Annotated in this window: 16 protein-coding genes, 1 rRNA gene and 1 riboswitch; of the genes, 13 read left to right on the top strand and 4 right to left on the bottom strand. The window is 68.5% G+C overall.

Features of this window, described 5'->3' with window-relative positions:
* Positions 1-164 precede the first annotated feature (164 nt).
* The 11 genes from rrf (at position 165) to ACZ5U5_RS05990 (ending at position 10,471) form a co-directional block, all read left to right on the top strand.
* Positions 165-281 (top strand): 5S ribosomal RNA (gene rrf, locus ACZ5U5_RS06040).
* Between the two features lie 162 nt (positions 282-443).
* Positions 444-1,052, top strand: a complete 609-nt coding sequence (locus ACZ5U5_RS06035; protein WP_363213459.1) for a CDP-alcohol phosphatidyltransferase family protein — start codon at positions 444-446, stop codon at positions 1,050-1,052.
* A gap of 113 nt (positions 1,053-1,165) precedes the next feature.
* Positions 1,166-3,661 carry a sugar phosphate nucleotidyltransferase gene (locus tag ACZ5U5_RS06030; protein ID WP_469016790.1) on the top strand — a complete coding sequence of 832 codons (2,496 nt, stop codon included), beginning with the start codon at positions 1,166-1,168 and terminating at the stop codon, positions 3,659-3,661.
* A gap of 89 nt (positions 3,662-3,750) precedes the next feature.
* Positions 3,751-4,650 carry a DUF881 domain-containing protein gene (locus tag ACZ5U5_RS06025; RefSeq protein WP_469016787.1) on the top strand — a complete coding sequence of 300 codons (900 nt, stop codon included), beginning with the start codon at positions 3,751-3,753 and terminating at the stop codon, positions 4,648-4,650.
* Positions 4,647-4,979, top strand: a complete 333-nt coding sequence (locus tag ACZ5U5_RS06020; RefSeq protein WP_003988855.1) for a small basic family protein — start codon at positions 4,647-4,649, stop codon at positions 4,977-4,979. Before ACZ5U5_RS06025 ends, ACZ5U5_RS06020 begins: the two co-directional genes overlap by 4 nt.
* Before the next feature lie 5 nt (positions 4,980-4,984).
* The gene (locus ACZ5U5_RS06015; RefSeq protein ID WP_469016784.1) at positions 4,985-5,866 is read left to right on the top strand and encodes a DUF881 domain-containing protein; all 882 of its coding nucleotides are present in this window, start codon (positions 4,985-4,987) and stop codon (positions 5,864-5,866) included.
* A gap of 82 nt (positions 5,867-5,948) precedes the next feature.
* Complete coding sequence (locus ACZ5U5_RS06010; protein WP_451219193.1) at positions 5,949-6,917, top strand: FHA domain-containing protein; 969 nt, start codon at positions 5,949-5,951, stop codon at positions 6,915-6,917.
* Positions 6,918-6,932: 15 nt separating this feature from the next.
* On the top strand, positions 6,933-7,676 hold the full coding sequence (gene ftsR, locus ACZ5U5_RS06005; RefSeq protein ID WP_469016781.1) for a transcriptional regulator FtsR: 744 nt from the start codon (positions 6,933-6,935) through the stop codon (positions 7,674-7,676).
* A 53-nt stretch (positions 7,677-7,729) separates the two neighbouring features.
* Positions 7,730-8,203, top strand: coding sequence for a bifunctional nuclease family protein (locus tag ACZ5U5_RS06000; RefSeq protein ID WP_006123076.1), 474 nt, complete (start codon positions 7,730-7,732; stop codon positions 8,201-8,203).
* Between the two features lie 170 nt (positions 8,204-8,373).
* On the top strand, positions 8,374-9,009 hold the full coding sequence (locus ACZ5U5_RS05995) for a MerR family transcriptional regulator (RefSeq protein WP_365822345.1): 636 nt from the start codon (positions 8,374-8,376) through the stop codon (positions 9,007-9,009).
* Between the two features lie 37 nt (positions 9,010-9,046).
* Complete coding sequence (locus tag ACZ5U5_RS05990) at positions 9,047-10,471, top strand: DNA polymerase IV (protein WP_469016779.1); 1,425 nt, start codon at positions 9,047-9,049, stop codon at positions 10,469-10,471.
* A 14-nt stretch (positions 10,472-10,485) separates the two neighbouring features.
* Here ACZ5U5_RS05990 and ACZ5U5_RS05985 read toward each other — a convergent pair whose 3' ends face one another.
* Positions 10,486-10,866 carry a PRC-barrel domain-containing protein gene (locus ACZ5U5_RS05985; RefSeq protein WP_469016777.1) on the bottom strand — a complete coding sequence of 127 codons (381 nt, stop codon included), beginning with the start codon at positions 10,864-10,866 and terminating at the stop codon, positions 10,486-10,488.
* A gap of 144 nt (positions 10,867-11,010) precedes the next feature.
* A riboswitch (glycine riboswitch) is annotated at positions 11,011-11,108 on the top strand.
* A gap of 197 nt (positions 11,109-11,305) precedes the next feature.
* Between ACZ5U5_RS05985 and gcvP the strand changes: the two genes are divergently transcribed.
* Positions 11,306-14,191, top strand: a complete 2,886-nt coding sequence (gcvP, locus tag ACZ5U5_RS05980) for an aminomethyl-transferring glycine dehydrogenase (protein WP_469016774.1) — start codon at positions 11,306-11,308, stop codon at positions 14,189-14,191.
* Between the two features lie 101 nt (positions 14,192-14,292).
* Here the strand turns inward: gcvP and ACZ5U5_RS05975 are convergent, their stop codons facing one another.
* A complete protein-coding gene (locus ACZ5U5_RS05975; protein WP_361843540.1) occupies positions 14,293-14,499 on the bottom strand; it encodes a DUF5999 family protein in 207 nt (68 codons plus the stop codon).
* Positions 14,500-14,805: 306 nt separating this feature from the next.
* Entirely contained in the window at positions 14,806-15,390 is a 585-nt protein-coding gene (locus tag ACZ5U5_RS05970; protein WP_469016771.1) for a hypothetical protein, read from the bottom strand.
* Between the two features lie 483 nt (positions 15,391-15,873).
* Here ACZ5U5_RS05970 and ACZ5U5_RS05965 point away from each other — a divergent pair, with 483 nt between their 5' ends.
* A complete protein-coding gene (locus ACZ5U5_RS05965; protein ID WP_469016768.1) occupies positions 15,874-17,391 on the top strand; it encodes a glutamate-cysteine ligase family protein in 1,518 nt (505 codons plus the stop codon).
* Between the two features lie 17 nt (positions 17,392-17,408).
* On the opposite strand, the gene ACZ5U5_RS05960 is transcribed toward ACZ5U5_RS05965, so the two are convergent.
* Positions 17,409-19,181: a substrate-binding domain-containing protein gene (locus ACZ5U5_RS05960; RefSeq protein WP_469016766.1), complete on the bottom strand. Its 1,773-nt coding sequence runs from the start codon at positions 19,179-19,181 to the stop codon at positions 17,409-17,411.
* Positions 19,182-19,326 lie beyond the last annotated feature (145 nt).

Below are 19,326 nucleotides of genomic sequence, written 5' to 3'. Positions count from 1 at the left end.
GTTGATAGGCCAGATCTGGAAGCCCGGCAACGGGTGGAGGTGACTGGTACTAATAGGCCGAGGGCTTGTCCTCAGTTGCTCGCGTCCACTGTGTTGGTTCTGAAACCACGAACAACCCCGTATGTCGGGCCACGACTACGGTGCGGTTGACAGTTTCATAGTGTTTCGGTGGTCATAGCGTGAGGGAAACGCCCGGTTACATTCCGAACCCGGAAGCTAAGCCTCACAGCGCCGATGGTACTGCAGGGGGGACCCTGTGGGAGAGTAGGACGCCGCCGAACTCATTTTATAGCCGTGGTCCCTGGACTTATTGTCCGGGGACCACGGCTTTTTTTGTGTTTTCGGGGCCTTCCGCGCTTGGGTCACCCCTCTGCACCGCCGGCTGACAACTGACGGTAAGGTCAGGGGGCATCATCGGCTCGTTTCCCACAGGAGGCCCCCGGGTGGAGGTCCAGGAAACTCGTGTCCAGACGGACCGGGTCCTCACCATCCCGAACATCCTCAGCATGGCGCGCCTCGTCGGCGTACCTCTCTTCCTGTGGTTGATCCTCAGGCCGGAGTTCGGCGGTCCGAAGAGTGACCACTGGGCACTGCTCGTGCTGATGCTGAGCGGGATCAGTGACTATCTCGACGGCAAGCTGGCCCGCCGCTGGAACCAGATCAGCAACCTCGGGCGGTTGCTGGACCCGGCTGCTGACCGGCTCTACATCCTGTCGACATTGGTCGGGCTCACGTGGCGGGAGATTCTTCCGCTCTGGCTGACCGCGGCGCTGCTGCTGCGTGAGCTGATGCTGCTGGTGATGGTCTGGATCCTCAGGCGTCACGGCTATCCGCCGCCCCAGGTGAACTTCCTCGGCAAGGCCGCCACCTTCAACCTGATGTACGCCTTTCCACTACTGCTCCTCAGTGATGGAAGTGGCTGGATCAACACTCTCGCTGCTATTTTCGGATGGGCGTTCGCAGGATGGGGTACAAGTCTGTACTGGTGGGCAGGGATCCTCTACGTGGTCCAGGTCCGCCGCCTTGTCCGTGCAGACACCACGGCCGATTGAGCTCGCTGATTTGGCAGCTGTAGAAGCTTGCAGTCCCGTGAGCGACATTCACGGGCCTTTTTTGGCTGGCTAGGTCGGCTAGATCGTCGTCTATTGAGGAGGACGCTTCCGACATGAAGGCCGTCGTAATGGCCGGAGGCGAAGGCACGCGCCTTCGCCCTATGACCTCGAGCATGCCCAAGCCGCTCCTGCCTGTGGCCAACAGGCCCATCATGGAGCATGTACTGCGGCTGCTCAAGAGGCATGGGCTCACCGAGACCGTAGTGACAGTCCAGTTCTTGGCCTCCCTGGTCAAGAATTACTTCGGCGATGGTGAAGAGCTCGGGATGGAGCTCACCTATGCCAATGAGGAGAAGCCACTCGGCACTGCCGGGAGTGTGAAGAACGCCGAGGAAGCATTGAAGGACGATGCCTTCCTCGTCATCTCCGGTGACGCGTTGACCGATTTCGACCTCACCGAACTGATCAACTTCCACAAGGAGAAGGGCGCGCTGGTCACCGTCTGTCTGACGCGCGTCCCCAATCCGCTGGAATTCGGCATCACCATCGTGGATGAAGAGGGGCAGGTCGAGCGCTTCCTGGAGAAGCCGACCTGGGGGCAGGTCTTCTCCGACACGGTGAACACGGGCATCTACGTCATGGAACCCGAGGTCTTCGACTACGTCGACCCCGATGTGTCGGTGGACTGGTCCGGCGACGTCTTCCCGCAGCTCATGAAGGAAGGCAAGCCCATCTATGGGTACATCGCCGAGGGCTACTGGGAGGACGTCGGCACGCACGAGAGCTACGTCAAGGCTCAGGCGGACGTGCTGGAACGCAAGGTCGACGTAGAACTCGACGGCTTCGAGATCTCGCCCGGTGTGTGGGTTGCCGAAGGCGCCGAGGTCCATCCCGACGCCACGCTGCGCGGACCGCTCTACATCGGTGACTACGCCAAGGTGGAGGCAGGCGCCGAGATTCGTGAGCACACGGTCCTGGGGTCGAACGTCGTGGTAAAGACCGGCGCCTTCCTGCACAAAACCGTGGTGCACGACAACGTCTACATCGGCCAGCACAGCAACCTGCGGGGCTGTGTGGTCGGGCGGAACACCGACATCATGCGGGCCTCCCGCATCGAGGACGGTGCCGTCATCGGCGACGAGTGCCTGGTCGGTGAGGAATCGATTATCCAGGGCAATGTCCGGGTGTATCCGTTCAAGACGATCGAGGCAGGCGCGTTCGTCAACACCTCCGTCATCTGGGAGTCCCGGGGCCAGGCCCATCTCTTCGGGGCACGCGGTGTCTCCGGGATCCTGAACGTGGAGATCACTCCGGAGCTCGCGGTGCGGCTCGCGGGGGCGTACGCCACGACCCTCAAGAAGGGCTCGACCGTCACCACGGCCCGTGACCATTCGCGAGGCGCGCGGGCGCTGAAGCGAGCGGTGATCTCGGCCCTGCAGGCCAGCGCCATCGACGTACGGGACCTGGAGAACGTACCGCTGCCCGTGGCGCGGCAGCAGACCGCTCGGGGCAGTGCCGGCGGGATCATGATCCGGACGACGCCCGGGGTACCGGACTCCGTCGACATCATGTTCTTCGACGGGCGAGGAGCCGACCTTTCGCAGGGGAGCCAGCGGAAGCTGGACCGGGTGTACGCGCGCCAGGAGTACCGGCGGGCGTTCCCCGGGGAGATCGGAGATCTGCACTTCCCGTCCAGTGTCTTCGACTCCTACACGGGTTCGTTGCTGCGCAATGTCGACACCACCGGTGTGGCCGAGTCGAATCTGAAGGTCGTCGTCGACGCCTCGAACGGAAGTGCCGGGCTTGTGCTGCCGAGCCTTCTGGGGCGGCTCGGCGTCGACGCGCTGACCATCAACCCGGGGCTCGACGAGTCGCGTCCGACCGAGACCTACGAGTCCCGCAGGTCGGGCCTGGTGCGGCTGGGCGAGATCGTGGCGTCGTCGCGTGCCGACTTCGGTGTGCGCTTCGACCCGGTCGGCGAGCGGCTTTCGCTCGTCGACGAGAAGGGGCGGATCATCGAGGACGACCGGGCGTTGCTGGTCATGCTCGACCTGGTCGCCGCGGAACGCCGCAGTGGTCGGGTCGCGCTGCCGGTCACGACGACGCGCATCGGTGAGCAGGTGGCCGCGTACCACGGGACGCAGGTGGACTGGACGACCACGTCGCCCGACGACCTGACGCGCGTGGGTCGTGACGAGTCGACCATCTTCGGTGGCGACGGGCGAGCCGGGTTCATCATTCCCGAGTTCAGCAGCGTCTTCGACGGGACGGCTGCCTTTGTGCGGCTCATCGGCCTCGTGGCGCGTACGCAGCTCACGCTGAGCCAGATCGACGCGCGTATCCCGCGCGCCCATGTGCTGCGGCGGGACCTCGCGACGCCGTGGGCGGTCAAGGGGCTCGTGATGCGGACCGTGGTGGAGGCCGCGGGGGAGCGTTCGGTGGACACCACCGATGGCGTGCGGGTCGTGGAGTCCGACGGGCGGTGGGTGTTGGTGCTGCCCGACCCGGCGGAGGCCGTCACCCATCTGTGGGCCGAGGGGCCCGACGACGCGTCGGCCCAGGCGTTGCTCGACGAGTGGTCCGCCGTGGTGGACAGCGCCGGTCGCTGACCGCCGACACCGGCCGGACGGCACCCCTGCGAGGTGCCGTCCGGCCCACCGGTGGGGCCATTCGGAGGTAGCGCCCGCGACGTGCGACGATGTGCGGCATGCCGCAGCAGCCCCCCGTTCGGAGCACCCCCTCGCGCCCCCGGCGCCCGGACGCCTCCATGTCGCTGCTGAACACGGTCATGGACCACAGCCTGGACGAGGGTTACGCCGAGGCGGCGGCCCGCAAGAAGGCTCAAGGCGCCGGTGGGGTGCCGCGTCCGCTGCGGGCGAAGCTCGGTCTGGCCCTCGGTCTCGTGCTCGCGGCCCTGGTGGTGACGGTGGGTGCCGCGCAGGCGCGGATAGCGGCTCCGGTCGTCGCCAAGGAGCGCGCGGAGCTCATCGACCGGATCGAGTCGGCGACCTCGGACGCCGACGAGCTCGAAGGGGACGTCGAGACGCTCCGCGACGACGTGGGCGAGCGGCAGCGTGAGGCGCTGAAGAAACACGGGGGCAGCAAGGGCGAGTTGGTGTCCCTGCTCTCCGGTGCCACCAAGGTCCATGGGACCGGCGTGAAGCTTGTGGTGGACGACGCCAAAGAAGCCGACCAGGGCGGGGGCGGGCCGCGCGAGAGCGCGGGGTTCTCCGACACCGGTCGGGTGCGCGACCGTGACATGCAACGAGTCGTCAACGGCCTGTGGCAGTCCGGCGCGGAGGCGATCGCCATCAACGACCAGCGGCTGACGGCGCTGTCGGCGATCAGGGCCGCGGGGGACGCGATACTGGTCGACAACAAGCCGCTGGTGCCGCCGTATACGGTGCTTGCCGTAGGCGACGGACAGAACTTGAGCACCAGATTCCAGAACAGTCGCGACGGTCAGTATCTGCATGCTCTGCAGGAGAACTTCGGTGTCAGGACCAGCATTTCCGTCCAGGATGATGTCCGACTGCCGGCAGCACCGAGTGTGACCGTACGTACAGCAGAGCCGAAGGCAGGAAAGGGCACATCGTGATCGCCGTACTGGGCCTCGTCGTGGGAGTCGTGGCCGGATTGTTGGTCCGGCCCGAGGTTCCGGCCGTGGTCGAGCCGTACCTTCCCATCGCCGTGGTGGCGGCACTCGACGCGGTGTTCGGAGGCCTGCGCGCGATGCTCGACGGCATCTTCGACGACAAGGTCTTCGTGGTGTCGTTCCTCTCGAACGTGGTCGTGGCAGCCCTGATCGTGTTCCTCGGCGACAAGTTGGGCGTGGGCGCCCAGCTCTCCACCGGTGTCGTGGTGGTGCTCGGAATCCGGATCTTCTCCAACGCCGCCGCCATCCGCCGACACGTCTTCAGGGCGTGACGCGGATGGGTACGGAGAAGACGCCCGGGGGCGACGACAACCGGAGCAGGGAACTGCCCGCGGAGGTGCGCAGCGTGCCCGCGGAGCCCGGGGACGGCGCAGCGCCCGAGCGGGACGAACCGCAGGACGCGCGGCACGACGAGTCTCAGGACGGGAAGACCCCGCTCAGCGGTCGGCAGCGGCTGGCCCAAGGGCTGTGGCCGCCTCGCGTCACGCGTCCGCAACTCATCGTGGCCCTGCTGTTGTTCGTGCTGGGGCTCGGTCTTGCCATCCAGGTGCGCTCCAACAACGACAGCAGTGCGCTGCGCGGGGCGCGTCAGGAAGATCTCGTACGCATCCTCGATGAACTCGATGACCGTACACAGCGTCTGGAAGGTGAGAAGCAGCGTCTCGAGGACCAGCGCACCGGTCTTGAGAACAGCTCGGACCAGGCCGAGGAGGCCCGCAAGCAGACGGTCGAGAAGGAGCGTCAACTCGGCATTCTGGCGGGCACCGTGGCGGCGCAGGGTCCTGGTATCACGCTGACCATCGATGACAAGAAGGGGTCGGTCGAGGCGGACATGCTGCTTGACGCCATCCAGGAGCTGCGTGCCGCGGGTGCCGAGGCCATCCAGATCAATGATGTACGCGTAGTGGCCAACACCTATCTTTCGGATACGGACAGTGGTGGTGTCCGGGTGGACGGCCGCAAGGTCGGCAAGCCGTACCGGTTCAAGGTGATCGGGAAGCCGCAGGACCTCGAGCCGGCGCTGAACATCCCAGGTGGAGTGGTGCAGACTCTGGAGAAGGAGCAGGCCACCGCCACCGTGACGCGAGCGGAGAAGATCGTGGTGGACGCCTTGCGAGCGGCGAAGCGGCCTGACTACGCTCGGTCGTCGTCGCAGTGAGGCGGGGGTGCATGGGGGCCGCCGGTCAAGGGCATGAGGTTGCGGGGGGTCGGCGCACCGTAAGCGTGGTGCGTGGTGGAAACTGTTTGGTGGATACGGACGTTGTGAGGATGTCTGTGCTGCCGATGTACGCCGGTGTGTGCAATCAGGGTTCGTCCTGCCCCACGGGCGGGTCTGTTTCGGTCAAGGGGAATCGCCCGTGAAGTTGTTTGCGAAGTTGTTCGGCAAGAGCGCACGTGAGGACAGTGGCAATCCCGCCACCGCCCGGCACCGTGCCCCGCGCCATGGAGATGCCGAGGAGCAGGGCGGCGAGCGCCCGATGTTCCGTGACCAGGTCGGTGGGCCAGGCGGTGACATTTCGGGCGCGCAGGGCGCGTCGTCTGTTGACCCTGCCGGTCCGGGCCGCATAGGTTTCGGAGAACCGTCAACCTCAAGTACGGGTGGAGGGTTTACCCCCGATCCGTACGCATCGAATGCCCCCGCGGGGCAGCCGCGGCAGGAGGATCCGTCCATGGCCCTGGTGTGTACGAGGTGCGGGAACCGCAACGCCGAGGCGAGCCGGTTCTGCTCCAACTGCGGCGCGCCGCTGCGGGCCGGGGCCGCGCCGGAGCGTCCGTCCGAGACGACCTCGACGATCTCCATCTCGGGCCTTGAGGCCTACGACGCGGAGGTGACGGGGCAGACCGCCTCGCCCGCCCTCTCGCCGGAGGCCCAGGCCGCCGTTGACGCACTGCCGCTCGGTTCCGCGCTCCTCGTGGTGCGCCGTGGGCCGAACTCGGGCAGCCGCTTCCTGCTGGACGGCGAGCTGACCACGGCGGGGCGCCACCCGCAGAGCGACATCTTCCTGGACGACGTGACCGTCTCGCGTCGTCACGTGGAGTTCCGTCGCCTCGGGGACGGTTCCTTCACCGTCGCCGACGTGGGCAGCCTCAACGGCACGTACGTCAACCGGGAGCGCATCGACTCGGTCGCGCTGTCGAACGGCGACGAGGTGCAGATCGGCAAGTACCGGCTGGTCTTCTACGCGAGCCAGCGGGGCATCGGTATCTGATCCTCAGGAAGGTCCATGCTTCAAACACCGAGGGGCGGTGCCGGGAACGGCACCGCCGCCGAGGACCGTCGGCTGATGAGCATCGGCGCCGTGTTGAACGCGCTGCGTGACGAGTTTCCCGAGGTCACCATCTCCAAGATCCGTTTCCTGGAGTCGGAAGGGCTCATCGAGCCGGAGCGCACGCCCTCGGGTTACCGCAAGTTCAGCCCCCAGGACGTCGAGCGGCTCGGCCACGTCCTGCGCATGCAGCGGGACCACTATCTGCCGCTCAAGGTGATCCGGGAACACCTGGACGCCCTGGAGCGCGGAGAGCGGGTCTCCACGCCCTCCCTGGGGCAGCCCCGCGAGCCGGGTGACGCCTGGGGCGTGAGTGACACCGAAGAGCCCACAGCTGCCCGTGTGGGCCGTGCTGAGCTGCTCGCAGCCGCCGAGATCGACGCGGAGCAGCTCGCCGACTGGGAGACGTACGGGCTCATCGTGCCCTTGCCGGACGGCGGTTATGACGCGGAGGCCGTGACGGTCGCCGCGCTCGTCGTGGAACTTGGGCGATTCGGTATCGAACCCAGGCATTTGCGCGCCATGAAATCGGCGGCCGAACGTGAGGCCGGCCTGGTCGACCAGGTCGTCGCGCCGCTGCGTCGGCACCGCAATCCGCAGACCAGGGCCCATGCGGAGGCCCGTACGAAGGAACTCGCCGGGCTGACCGGAAAGCTGCATTCTGCACTGGTGCAGACGGCGCTCGGGGTCCGGTTGCCCTGACTCGGGGGGTGCCCGACTACCCAAACCGGCCGGGCACGTCCTAGGGTTGCTGTGTGAACGAGCTCGACGTCGTAGGTGTCCGGGTGGAAATGCCCTCCAACCAACCGATCGTGCTCCTGCGTGAAGTGGGAGGCGACCGGTACCTCCCCATCTGGATCGGACCAGGGGAGGCGACCGCGATCGCCTTCGCACAGCAGGGGATGGCGCCCGCACGGCCGCTGACCCACGACCTGTTCAAGGACGTGCTGGAGGCGGTGGGTCAGGAGCTCACCGAGGTGCGCATCACGGACCTCCGGGAAGGTGTCTTCTACGCGGAGCTGGTCTTCGCCAGTGGAGTCGAGGTGAGCGCCCGGCCGTCCGACGCCATAGCGCTCGCGCTCCGTACGGGAACGCCGATCTACGGCAGCGACGGTGTCCTCGACGACGCGGGCATCGCGATTCCGGACGAGCAGGAGGACGAGGTGGAGAAGTTCCGCGAGTTCCTCGACCAGATCTCTCCCGAGGACTTCGGCACCAACAGCCAGTAGGCCGTCGTTTCCGGGGGCCCTGCTGACCATTCGGCTAGCCTTTCCCGGCGGTGCGGGACAGCAAACCACTCTTAGGGTGATTATCACTCGGCGTGCCGAGTGTGGCGATCGTTGACGAGCCCCTGGTGACTGCCTACCGTCGTGCAGGCAGGTCAAGGACGGAGGTCGGCGTGAGAAGCAGCGGCGACGGGACGGCGATGGGTGGGCCGTATCCGCTTCACAGCAGCACGGCCGGTCACTCTCCGCAGAGGCCGATGGCGGTTCAGGGGAGCGTTCAGGGGAGCGGGGACGCCACGTCCGGACAGTCCGAACAGGAACAGATCGGTTACCGGGGACCGACCGCGTGTGCGGCCGCCGGCATCACGTACCGACAGCTCGACTACTGGGCCCGTACGGGCCTCGTGGAGCCCAGTGTGCGGTCCGCGGGTGGTTCGGGGACCCAGCGGCTCTACAGCTTCCGGGACGTCGTTGTCCTGAAGATCGTGCGGCGCTTCCTCGACACGGGTGTGTCCCTGCAGAACATCCGGACCACGGTCCAGCATCTGCGCGACCGCGGTTTCCAGGATCTGGAGCGGATGACGCTCATGAGCGACGGCGCGACGGTCTACGAGTGCACGTCGCCCGACGAGGTCCACGACCTGCTCCAGGGCGGCCAGGGCATTTTCGGGATCGCCGTGGGCGTCGTGTGGCGTGACGTGGAGGGGGCTCTCTCGCAGCTGCACGGGGAGCGGATCGACACCGGGGAGACGCTGGTGCGTCAGAACCCCGCCGATGAGCTCGCGAGGCGGCGCAACAGGGCCGTGTGAGGCGGCGTTGTCAGTGGCGTAGGGCAGCATCAGAGGTGTGAGAACCGCGCCCACGATCCTGCATCTCGACATGGATGCCTTCTACGCGTCCGCAGAGCAGGCCGCGAAGCCGAGTCTGCGCGGGAAAGCCGTGGTCGTGGGCGGGCTCGGACCGCGGGGCGTGGTGGCCACTGCGTCGTACGAGGCGCGGAAATTCGGTGTGCACTCGGCGATGCCGATGGGGCAGGCGCGGCGTCTGGCGCCCAATGCCGCCTATCTGGTGCCCCGCTTCGGGCTCTACCGCGAGATCAGCGACCAGGTGATGACGCTGCTGCGGGAGCTGTCGCCGCTGGTGGAGCCGCTCAGCCTGGACGAGGCATTCGTCGACCTGGAGGCGGGCGGGGTGGCCGACGACCGGGCGTCCGCGCTGGAGGTGGGCGAGCGGCTGCGCGCGGACATCAAGGCGGTGACGGGGCTCGCGGGATCGGTCGGGCTCGCCGCGTCCAAGATGCTGGCGAAGATCGCTTCGGAGGAGGCCAAGCCCGACGGGCTGCGGCTGATAGTGCCGGGCACCGAGCGGGACCTGCTCGCGCCGATGTCGGTGCGGACCCTGCCCGGCGTCGGTCCTGCAACCGGGGATCATCTGCGGCGAGGCGGCATCACGACCGTGGGGGAGATCGCGGAGGCGGGCGAGGACGAGCTCGTACGGCTGCTCGGGAAGTCGCACGGCAGCGCGCTGTACGCGATGGCGCTTGCGCGGGACGAGCGGCCCGTGGTGGCGGAGCGGGAATCCAAGTCGGTCAGCGTCGAGGACACGTACGACGTCGACATCCATGACCGGGTACGGGTCAGGGGCGAGGTCGCGCGGCTCGCCGAGCGGTGCGTGGAGCGGCTGCGGGCGGCCGGGCACTCGGGGCGGACCATCGTCCTGAAGGTGCGGCGGTTCGACTTCTCGACACTGACGCGCTCCGAGACGCTGCGTGGGCCCACGGACGACCCCGGGGTGGTGCGCGAGGCCGCCGCGCGGCTCCTGGAGTCCGTGGACACCACCGGAGGTGTGCGGCTCCTCGGGGTGGGCGTCACGGGGCTCGCGGACTACACGCAGGAGGACCTCTTCGCGCAAGCGCAGGCTCAGGCGCAGGCCGAGGCTCAGGCGGAGGCCGCGCAGGCCCTGGAGACGCAGCAGGACGCGGAGGAGGAGCGGGCCGGTGAGGCCGCGGCGCAGCCCGTGGCCGAGACGGCGGCGGAGCCGGTCGTTCCTGCCGAGCGGCGGTGGGCCGCCGGGCACGACGTGCGGCATGCCGAGTTCGGGCACGGGTGGGTGCAGGGCAGTGGCCTGGGGCGGGTCACGGTGCGCTTCGAGACGCCCGAGTCGAGGGCGCCGGGGCGGGTGCGGACGTTCCGTACGGATGATCCGGCGCTCGAGCCCGCGGAGCCGTTGCCCCTGGTGGCGGCCCCCGAGGCGGTGGTGGAGCCGCCGTGATGCCGATGCGGGTGTCAGGGGCTGTCCCGGCCCGCGATGTTGCCGAAGTCCTTGTCCGGCGGTGGTGTGGAGGGCGGGGGTGTGATGTCCAGGCCGTAGTGGTGGTAGAGCTGCAGTTCCTGTTCGGGGGAGAGGTGGCGGCCCACGCCGAAATCGGGGGCGTCCTTGATCAGTGAGCGCTCGAAGGGGATGTGCAGGGTGCCGTCGCTCCTGAGTTCGCTCGGTTCCAGGGGGACGAAGGTGTCTCGGCTGAACAGGCCCGTGCGTATGGCCGCCCACTCCGGGGCGCCCGTGGCGTCGTCGAGATAGACCTCGTCGATCGTGCCGATCTTGGCCCCGTTCCGGTCGAACGCCTTCCGGCCGATCAAATTGCGCGGATCGATGTCGGTCTGCACGGGCCCTCCAACGGGTCGAGGCGTGTCGAAGTGGGGCGTAACTCATCCTCGTTCGTTCGCAATCACTACGAAAGAGCACTTCGGGGCAGGTGGCCACTCGAGGGAACGGCCACGGTCCTCGCTGGTAGGCTGGCGCTTGGCTGCTGACCCCGTGCGGGAGAGCTCTCCGGTCGAAACACCGGAGGCGCCGAAGGAGCAACTCCTCCCCGGAATCTCTCAGGCCCCTGTACCGCACGGACGAGGTCACTCTGGAAAGTAGGGCGGGCGTCGGGCGGGCACGTCCGGTCCCCTTCCTCACCGACGGTGAAAGCCGGTTCGACGCCTCTCGCGGGGCTTGGACCGGTGAAACTCTCAGGTTGAGATGACAGAGGGGGAGGCCGTCCGGGTACCCGCGCCGTGGTGCCCCTCGCAGGTCGCGTCAGACCAGGAGGCCTCCGCAATGACCGCCACACCTCGTATCCCGCTCTCCGAGCTCGAACAGGGCATTCCCTTCGAGCAGCGGCACATCGGTCCCGATGTGGAAGCGCGGGCCAAGATGCTCGCGCAGGTCGGGTACGGCTCGCTCGACGAGCTCACCGCGGCCGCCGTGCCGGATGTGATCAAGAACGCCGAGGCGCTGAACCTGCCCGGGGCGCGCACCGAGGCCGAGGTGCTCGCCGAGCTGCGCTCCCTCGCCGACCGTAACCAGGTCCTCGATTCCATGATCGGACTCGGTTACTACGGGACCTTCACGCCGCCGGTGATCCTGCGGAACGTGATGGAGAACCCCGCGTGGTACACCGCTTACACGCCGTACCAGCCGGAGATCTCCCAGGGACGCCTGGAGGCGCTGCTCAACTTCCAGACCGTCGTCGCCGAGCTGACGGGGCTTCCCACCTCCGGTGCCTCGCTGCTCGACGAGGGGACCGCCGCGGCCGAGGCCATGGCCCTTTCGCGGCGCATGGGCAAGGTCAAGGACGGTGTCTTCCTGGTCGACGCGGACGCCCTGCCGCAGACCATCGCCGTCATCCAGACCCGCGCCGAGCCGGCCGGTGTCGAGGTCGTCGTCGCCGATCTCAGCGAGGGCATCCCGGCCGAGGTCGCCGAGCGCGGTGTCGTCGGCGTACTGATCCAGTACCCCGGCGCCTCCGGCGCCGTACGGGACATAAAGCCCCTCATCGAGCAGGCGCACGAGATCGGCGCCATCGTCTCCGTCGCCGCCGACCTCCTTGCCCTGACGCTGCTCACCTCGCCCGGTGAGCTCGGCGCCGACATCGCCGTCGGCACGACGCAGCGCTTCGGTGTCCCGATGGGCTTCGGCGGTCCGCACGCCGGTTACATGGCGGTGCGCGAGAAGTTCGCGCGCAGCCTGCCGGGGCGGCTCGTCGGTGTCTCCGTGGACGCGGACGGCAACAAGGCCTACCGGCTCGCGCTGCAGACCCGTGAGCAGCACATCCGCCGCGAGAAGGCGACCAGCAACATCTGTACCGCTCAGGTGCTGCTCGCCGTGATGGCCGGAATGTACGCGGTCTACCACGGGCCCGAGGGCCTCAAGGCCATCGCGCGGCGCACCCACCGCTACGCGACCGTGCTCGCCGCGGGGCTCACCGCGGGTGGGGTCGAGGTCGTGCACGGCGCGTACTTCGACACGCTGACCGTGCGGGTGCCCGGCAGGGCCGAGACGCTCGTCGCCGCGGCCCGCGAGGGTGGCGTCAATATCCACCAGGTCGACGCCGACCATGTCTCCCTGGCCTGCGACGAGACCACCACGCGCAAGCAACTGACCGCGATCTGGGGTGCGTTCGGGGTCGAGGGCGACATCGAGGCGCTCGATGCCGAGACCGCGGACTCGCTCCCGGCGGCGCTGCTGCGCGCCGACGAGTACCTCACGCACCCCGTCTTCCACCAGTACCGCTCCGAGACTTCCATGCTGCGTTACCTGCGCAAGCTGGCCGACCGCGACTACGCGCTCGACCGCGGCATGATCCCGCTGGGCTCCTGCACCATGAAGCTCAACGCGACCACGGAGATGGAGCCGGTCACCTGGCCCGAGTTCGGGCAGCTGCACCCCTTCGCGCCCGCCCAGCAGGCGCAGGGCTATCTGACGCTCATCCGTGAGCTGGAGGAGCGGCTCGCCGAGGTCACCGGCTACGACAAGGTCTCGCTGCAGCCCAACGCCGGTTCGCAGGGCGAGCTCGCCGGACTGCTCGCCGTGCGCGGCTACCACCGCGCCAACGGCGACGAGCAGCGCACCGTCTGCCTCATCCCGTCCTCCGCGCACGGCACGAACGCCGCGAGCGCCGTGATGGCCGGCATGAAGGTCGTCGTCGTGAAGACCGCCGACGACGGCGAGATCGACGTCGACGACCTGCGCGCCAAGATCGAGAAGCACCGCGACGAGCTATCCGTGCTGATGATCACCTACCCGTCCACGCACGGCGTCTTCGAGGAGCACGTCGCCGACATCTGCGCCCAGGTGCACGAGGCGGGCGGCCAGGTCTACGTCGACGGGGCGAACCTCAACGCCCTGGTGGGCCTCGCCCAGCCCGGCAAGTTCGGCGGCGACGTCTCGCACCTGAACCTGCACAAGACCTTCTGCATCCCGCACGGCGGCGGTGGCCCCGGCGTCGGCCCGGTCGGTGTGCGCGAGCACCTCGCGCCGTACCTGCCCAACCACCCGCTGCAGCCCGCCGCGGGCCCCGAGACGGGCGTCGGTCCGATCTCCGCCGCGCCGTGGGGCTCGGCCGGAATCCTGCCGATCTCCTGGGCGTACGTACGCCTCATGGGCGGCGAGGGCCTCAAGCGCGCCACGCAGGTCGCCGTGCTGTCCGCGAACTACATCGCCAAGCGCCTGGAGCCGCACTACCCGGTGCTCTACACCGGCCCCGGCGGGCTCGTCGCGCACGAGTGCATCATCGACCTGCGCCCGCTGAGCAAGGCGACCGGTGTCAGCGTCGACGACATCGCCAAGCGGCTCATCGACTACGGCTTCCACGCGCCGACCATGTCGTTCCCGGTCGCGGGGACGCTGATGATCGAGCCGACCGAGAGCGAGGACCTGGTCGAGATCGACCGGTTCTGCGAGGCGATGATCAGCATTCGCGCGGAGATCGAGAAGGTCGGCGGCGACTGGCCCGCCGAGGACAACCCGCTGCGCAACGCCCCGCACACCGCGGCGGCGCTCGGCGGTGAGTGGGAGCACGCGTACAGACGCGAGGAGGCCGTGTTCCCGGCCGGCGTGGTGGCCGCCGACAAGTACTGGCCGCCGGTGCGCCGCATCGATCAGGCGTACGGCGACCGGAACCTGGTCTGCTCCTGCCCGCCGCTGGATGCGTACGAGGACTGATACCGGGGTCGGCCATCGGGGTCGGCACATGCGTGGGGGCCGGTCCGGAGGTTTTCTCTCCGGGTCGGCCCCTTTGTTGTCCGTGCCGTGCGGCCGTCGCGTCAGGCGGCGGTCATGATCTTGTCCGTGCCCAGCGGTCGATGCGGGGCGATGATCTGGCCGTCCGGCAGCAGCTCGCCGGTGTCCTCGAAGAGGAGGACGCCGTTGCACAGCAGGCTCCAGCCCTGCTCCGGGTGGCTCGCCATGAGGAGCGCGGCTTCCCGGTCTGCGGAGTCGGCTGTCGGGCACGGTGGTTGGTGCTGGCACATGGATGGGTTCTTTCGCTGCGATGAGATGGCTGTGACGTCTGCCTTGCGGCTCGATGCGGTGTTCATGGCCGCCCCCCGTTTAGTTCGGTCAGGTCCCAGTGTTGCCCTACGGACGCCGATCCGCAGGGATTTAGCGGCAGCGCTCCTTACTGCTTAATGACGTATCACCCGCCCGGACGGTTCAGCCCAACTGCACTGTCTCTTCGGGTGGTTCGGGGTGGTCATACCGGGCTAGTCCGTATGGGCACATCACGCGCCGAGCCCCGCGGCCTGGGCGGCGGCGGGGCACGGAGACGTACGGCGAGGTCAGGCGGGCGAGCCGAGCAGCGGTGCCGGGGTCATCCGGTGCGTGAGGACCTTCAGGAGCTCCGAGGCGCGGTGCGGGTGGTGCGCCGCGATGCCCGGGGGCGCGGGCGCGAGGGGCACGAGGACATCCGAGGGCGCGAGATGTCCGGCCGCGCCGTCCGCGGTGCAGTCGCCGTGCAACCAGAGTGTCAGCATGTAAAGCTCGGGTACGGACAACAGTCGTGGTTGGTACGGCATTGGCATCGCTTCGGCATGACGGAGGGCGCGTTCCGTGGACGCTATGTACGGACCTTCGAAGAAGTGCGAGAAGGTCCACCCGTCAGGCGTCAGCATCGTGTCCGCCGCGGCGACGGCTCGCTCGCCCGTGCGGATCAGGAAGCGCCACCCCGCGAGCCGGGTCGGCGCGGTGCCCGACGGGGTGATCCGGTCAAGTACGTGGACGGGCAACGGGAGTTCGGGGCTCACGGGTCCCTGCGCTGCACGCAGGGACGGGGTGCGGGCTTCGCGTACGGCGGTGGGTGAACCGAGTGCCGCGAGGACGCTGCGCAGGGCGGGCGCGGGAGCCGGGGGGACTTGCAGCGGCATGATGGGTCGCCTCTCTCATTCGACAGGCACGGTGGAACGAGGACAGGTGCGGACGTCGCTGTCTGCTCCGGGGCCAGAGGGGCGGGGGCTGGGGACCGCGAGCGCCAACTCTCTGCCTCGTTCGCGGAGTTTATACGACACGTGTTCAGGCAGTGTTTCGTCTAACCGCACCCGATATTGCCTGCAAGACGTTATTCGGTCGCCATTTTGCGGGCTTTAACCCGATTCTGGAAGAGCCCGTACGTTTGACCTCGGACGCCTTCCCGGCAGCGGTCGGCCGATTCTCGTCGGTGTTTTTCACCAGGCGTCGATGCGACGATTCCCCGGCGCACCCCATGCCTGGTGAATGTGCCGCTCGGACTTGGCAACGAGCGTACTGGGCCAGGGGCATGTGCGGGGCGTTATCGATCACATTGCAGGGCATCATCCACCGAGACACAGCGGCCGGATCATTGGCTGCCCATCCGAGGAGGGGACACTTCGATGGGGGAGAAGGTCGTAGCCGGAACGTTTGACCTGGCCGAGCGGCGCCGGTACAGGAACAAGCTCAAGGAGTGTCTGACGGGGCTGCGGAGGCTCCTGGACGAGGAACGGTTCGACCGGCCCAAGAATCTGATGGGCATGGAGATCGAACTGAATCTCGCGGGGCCCGACGGCATGCCGAGAATGCTGAATGCCGAGGTTCTCGAACGGATCGCGAGCCGGGACTTCCAGACGGAACTCGGAATGTTCAATCTTGAAGTCAATATCGCGCCACACCGATTGGGCGGACGTGTTCTCGACCGTCTCGCCGAAGAGCTGCGCACCGGCCTCGCCTACGCCCACCGAAAAGCGAACGAGGTGAACGCCGGCATCGTGATGATCGGCATTCTGCCGACACTCGCACACCACGACCTGGTCTCGGGAAACCTGTCCGACGTCGACCGCTACGCGCTGCTCAACGACCAGATCGTCGCCGCGCGCGGCGAGGAGTTCGTCCTGGACATCCAGGGCGTGGAGCGGCTCACCTGCACGTCCGCCTCGATCGCGCCCGAAGCGGCGTGCACCTCGGTGCAGTTGCACCTCCAGGTCACCCCGGGCAGGTTCGCCGACGTGTGGAACGCGGCCCAGGCGGTCGCCGCCGCGCAGGTCGCCGTCGGCGCCAACGCGCCGTTCCTGTTCGGCCGTGAGCTGTGGCGCGAGTCGCGGCCCCCGCTGTTCCTGCAGTCCACCGACACCCGCCCGCCCGAACTGCAGGCCCAGGGCGTGCGGCCGCGGACCTGGTTCGGCGAGCGCTGGATCAGCGACGCGTACGAGCTCTTCGAGGAGAACCTGCGCTACTTTCCCGCGCTGCTGCCCCTCGTGGACGACGAGGACCCGCTGGCGGTGCTCGACGACGGCCGGGTGCCGCAGCTCGCCGAACTCGTCCTGCACAATGGCACCGTGTACCGCTGGAACCGCCCCGTGTACGGCATCGCGGGCGGCGTTCCGCACCTGCGGGTGGAGAACCGTGTCCTGCCCGCGGGCCCCACCGTCACCGACGTCATCGCCAACGCCGCCTTCTACTACGGCGTCGTACGCGCCCTCGCCGAGGAACCCCGGCCCGTGTGGACCCGGCTGCCGTTCGACGCCGCGGCCCGCAACTTCGACACCGCGTGCCGCGACGGCATCGAGGCCCGGCTGCAGTGGCCGCGGCGGGGCAGGTCGGGCGGGATCGTGGAGGTGCCCGCAGTCGCCCTCGTACGCGACGAACTGTTGCCGCTGGCCGCGGCCGGGCTCGATGCGTGGGGCGTGGAGCCCGCCGACCGGGACTTCTACCTCGGGGTCATCGAGGAGCGGTGCAGGCGCCGGGTGAACGGGGCGTCCTGGCAGGCGGCGACATACCACCAGGCACTGGAGACCGGGCTCGAACGCGAGGCCGCCCTGGCCGCGACCACCCGGCGCTACGCCGAGCTGATGCACGCGGGCGACCCGGTGCACACCTGGCCGGTGGGGCTGCCGGAACCCGCCGTCCTGAGCTGAGGTGTACGGGGGCGGGCTCAGCCGTGGCTGCCCGCCTCCATGATGGCCTTGAGGATGACCGCGTGGATCTGCGCCGGGTCGTCGACCTGGTGGCCCGATCCGCCGGTCGCCTCCGCGATCTGCACGACCTCTTCCTTGTCCGCGTTCGGGCCGACCGCGATGGCGATGAGCGGCACCGGGCGCCTGGGGTCGGAGAGGGTCTCCAGCTGCGCGATGAGGTTGCTGCGCGCGATGGAGCCGGGGTCCTGGTTCGCGCCGTCCGTGAGGACCACGAGCGCGTTGAACTTGCCGCGCGCGTAGGTGGAGGTGGCTTCCTTGTACGCCGCGAGCGTGGTGTCGTACAGGCCGGTCGCGCCGCCCGGGATGGGCGCCAGGTCGCCGAAGGCCTCGGAGACCTTGTCCCGTTGGGTGCCATCGCCCTTGCGGTCGCCCAACCGTTCGGTGGCCACGAGCTTGCGGTAGTCGCGTTCGCCGTCCAGGAGGGTGGCGAACTCCCAGAGGCCGATCTCGTCCTCGTCGGTGAACCCCGCGAGTGCCTGGAGCAGCGAGGACTTGGTGACCTCCATCCGGGTCTGGCCCCGGCCCGGCACGAACTCGCCCATGGAGTCCGAGACATCGACGACCGTGCTGATCCGGGCGCTCTGGACGGTGATCGTCCACATGCCGAGCGTCTCCTGGAGGTCCTTCTCGGAGGGCGGCTCGCTCGCCTCGTCGCCGTACGGCTGGGGGGTGCGGCCGCCGGCCGACGTGACGAGCTTCTCCGAGGGGTCCTCGGCGCCAGTCCTGAAGCCGTGCTTCTCCAGGACCGCGCGGCCCGCCTCATCGCTGAACAGGGTCATGAAGCGCAGGGCTGCCCGGCTCTGGTCCGTGGACAGCTCATCCTCCTGGACCAGGGTGTACGGGTAGTCGAGGCGCGGTGAACCGTCCTTCGGATAGAACATGTCCAGGCTGTTCTCCTCGCCCGCCGTCGCGTTGTGCCTGAACGCGGCCTGTTCGGAGAGGATCAGCGCGTGATTGCGGCGCGGATTGCCCTGTTCGGTGCCGGAGGAGTCGCGGGCCAGGGTGTCCAGGAGCTGGCCGTCGCTGTCGGACGTGCGCGCGGACAGTGCCTTGGCCATCGCGGCCGCCTGGGTGCCGCCGTCCTTGCCGCCCGACTTCTTCGCCGACGCGCTCAGCTTCGTGAGCGCGAGCAGGCCGGTCGCGCTGCGGGCCGGATCGGCGGCGCCGAGCCGCAGCTTGTCGCCTTTCATCGCCGCGCCGGTCAACTCGGGCCAGCTGTATGTCTTCTTGGGCCAGCCCAGGGTTTCGGCCGCCGCGGGGACCATGGCCATGCCAACCGGAGAGGAGGCTATGTTCCCCGCGGGCGAGACCCTGCCCTGCTTGCCGCCCAGGCCAACGCGCTGCAGCCACAGTTCGGAGTCCGGCACCCACACGTCGTACGCCGGAGCGCCTTTGCCCGTCCGTAGTTCGTCGGCGACCTTGTACGAGTCACGGGCGCTCACCCGTACGTCGATGCAGGCCCCGTCCGACGTGACCTTCTTCTCGCGCGCGTCGTCGGCGGCCGCGCGCAGGGCGGGGGCGATGTCGGGGGCGGCCACGACGTCCAGTTCCACCGTGTCCTCACGGCACGAACCGCCGAAGCTCAAGACGTCGCTGCGGACCGCGACCGCCGTGCCCGCGGCGACGGTCAGGACGAGCGCCGTCGCGATGGCCACGGTGCGGCCGCGGGCGCGGGGCCGAGGGGCGGGTGCGTCCGTTCCGCACTCATCGGGCAAGCTGTGACGTCCCATGGCGGTGGTGCCCCTCCTTGAGTGATGAAGCAAGGAAAGAGGGGGTGGCATGACCGCAGTCGGCGTCCGTCCCCCTCGGCCTGTCGCGCACGATCTTCGTAACTTCTTTCGAGACCCTAGCGGGGCGGAGATGGGGATGAGGCGG

This window comes from Streptomyces sp. NPDC033177 (assembly GCF_055577715.1).
The sequence above is the reverse complement of the archived record's forward strand: the minus strand, read 5'-3'. Positions and strand labels throughout refer to the sequence as shown.

Excerpts from the sequence above, each read along its gene's own strand:
- ACZ5U5_RS06030 (WP_469016790.1), top strand. The coding sequence starts at position 1,166 with ATGAAGGCCGTCGTAATGGCCGGAGGCGAAGGCACGCGCCTTCGCCCT.
- ACZ5U5_RS06025 (WP_469016787.1), top strand. The coding sequence starts at position 3,751 with ATGTGCGGCATGCCGCAGCAGCCCCCCGTTCGGAGCACCCCCTCGCGC.
- ACZ5U5_RS06015 (WP_469016784.1), top strand. The coding sequence starts at position 4,985 with ATGGGTACGGAGAAGACGCCCGGGGGCGACGACAACCGGAGCAGGGAA.
- ftsR (WP_469016781.1), top strand. The coding sequence starts at position 6,933 with ATGCTTCAAACACCGAGGGGCGGTGCCGGGAACGGCACCGCCGCCGAG.
- gcvP (WP_469016774.1), top strand. The coding sequence starts at position 11,306 with ATGACCGCCACACCTCGTATCCCGCTCTCCGAGCTCGAACAGGGCATT.
- ACZ5U5_RS05975 (WP_361843540.1), bottom strand. The coding sequence starts at position 14,499 with ATGTGCCAGCACCAACCACCGTGCCCGACAGCCGACTCCGCAGACCGG.
- ACZ5U5_RS05970 (WP_469016771.1), bottom strand. The coding sequence starts at position 15,390 with ATGCCGCTGCAAGTCCCCCCGGCTCCCGCGCCCGCCCTGCGCAGCGTC.
- ACZ5U5_RS05965 (WP_469016768.1), top strand. The coding sequence starts at position 15,874 with ATGGGGGAGAAGGTCGTAGCCGGAACGTTTGACCTGGCCGAGCGGCGC.
- ACZ5U5_RS05960 (WP_469016766.1), bottom strand. The coding sequence starts at position 19,181 with ATGGGACGTCACAGCTTGCCCGATGAGTGCGGAACGGACGCACCCGCC.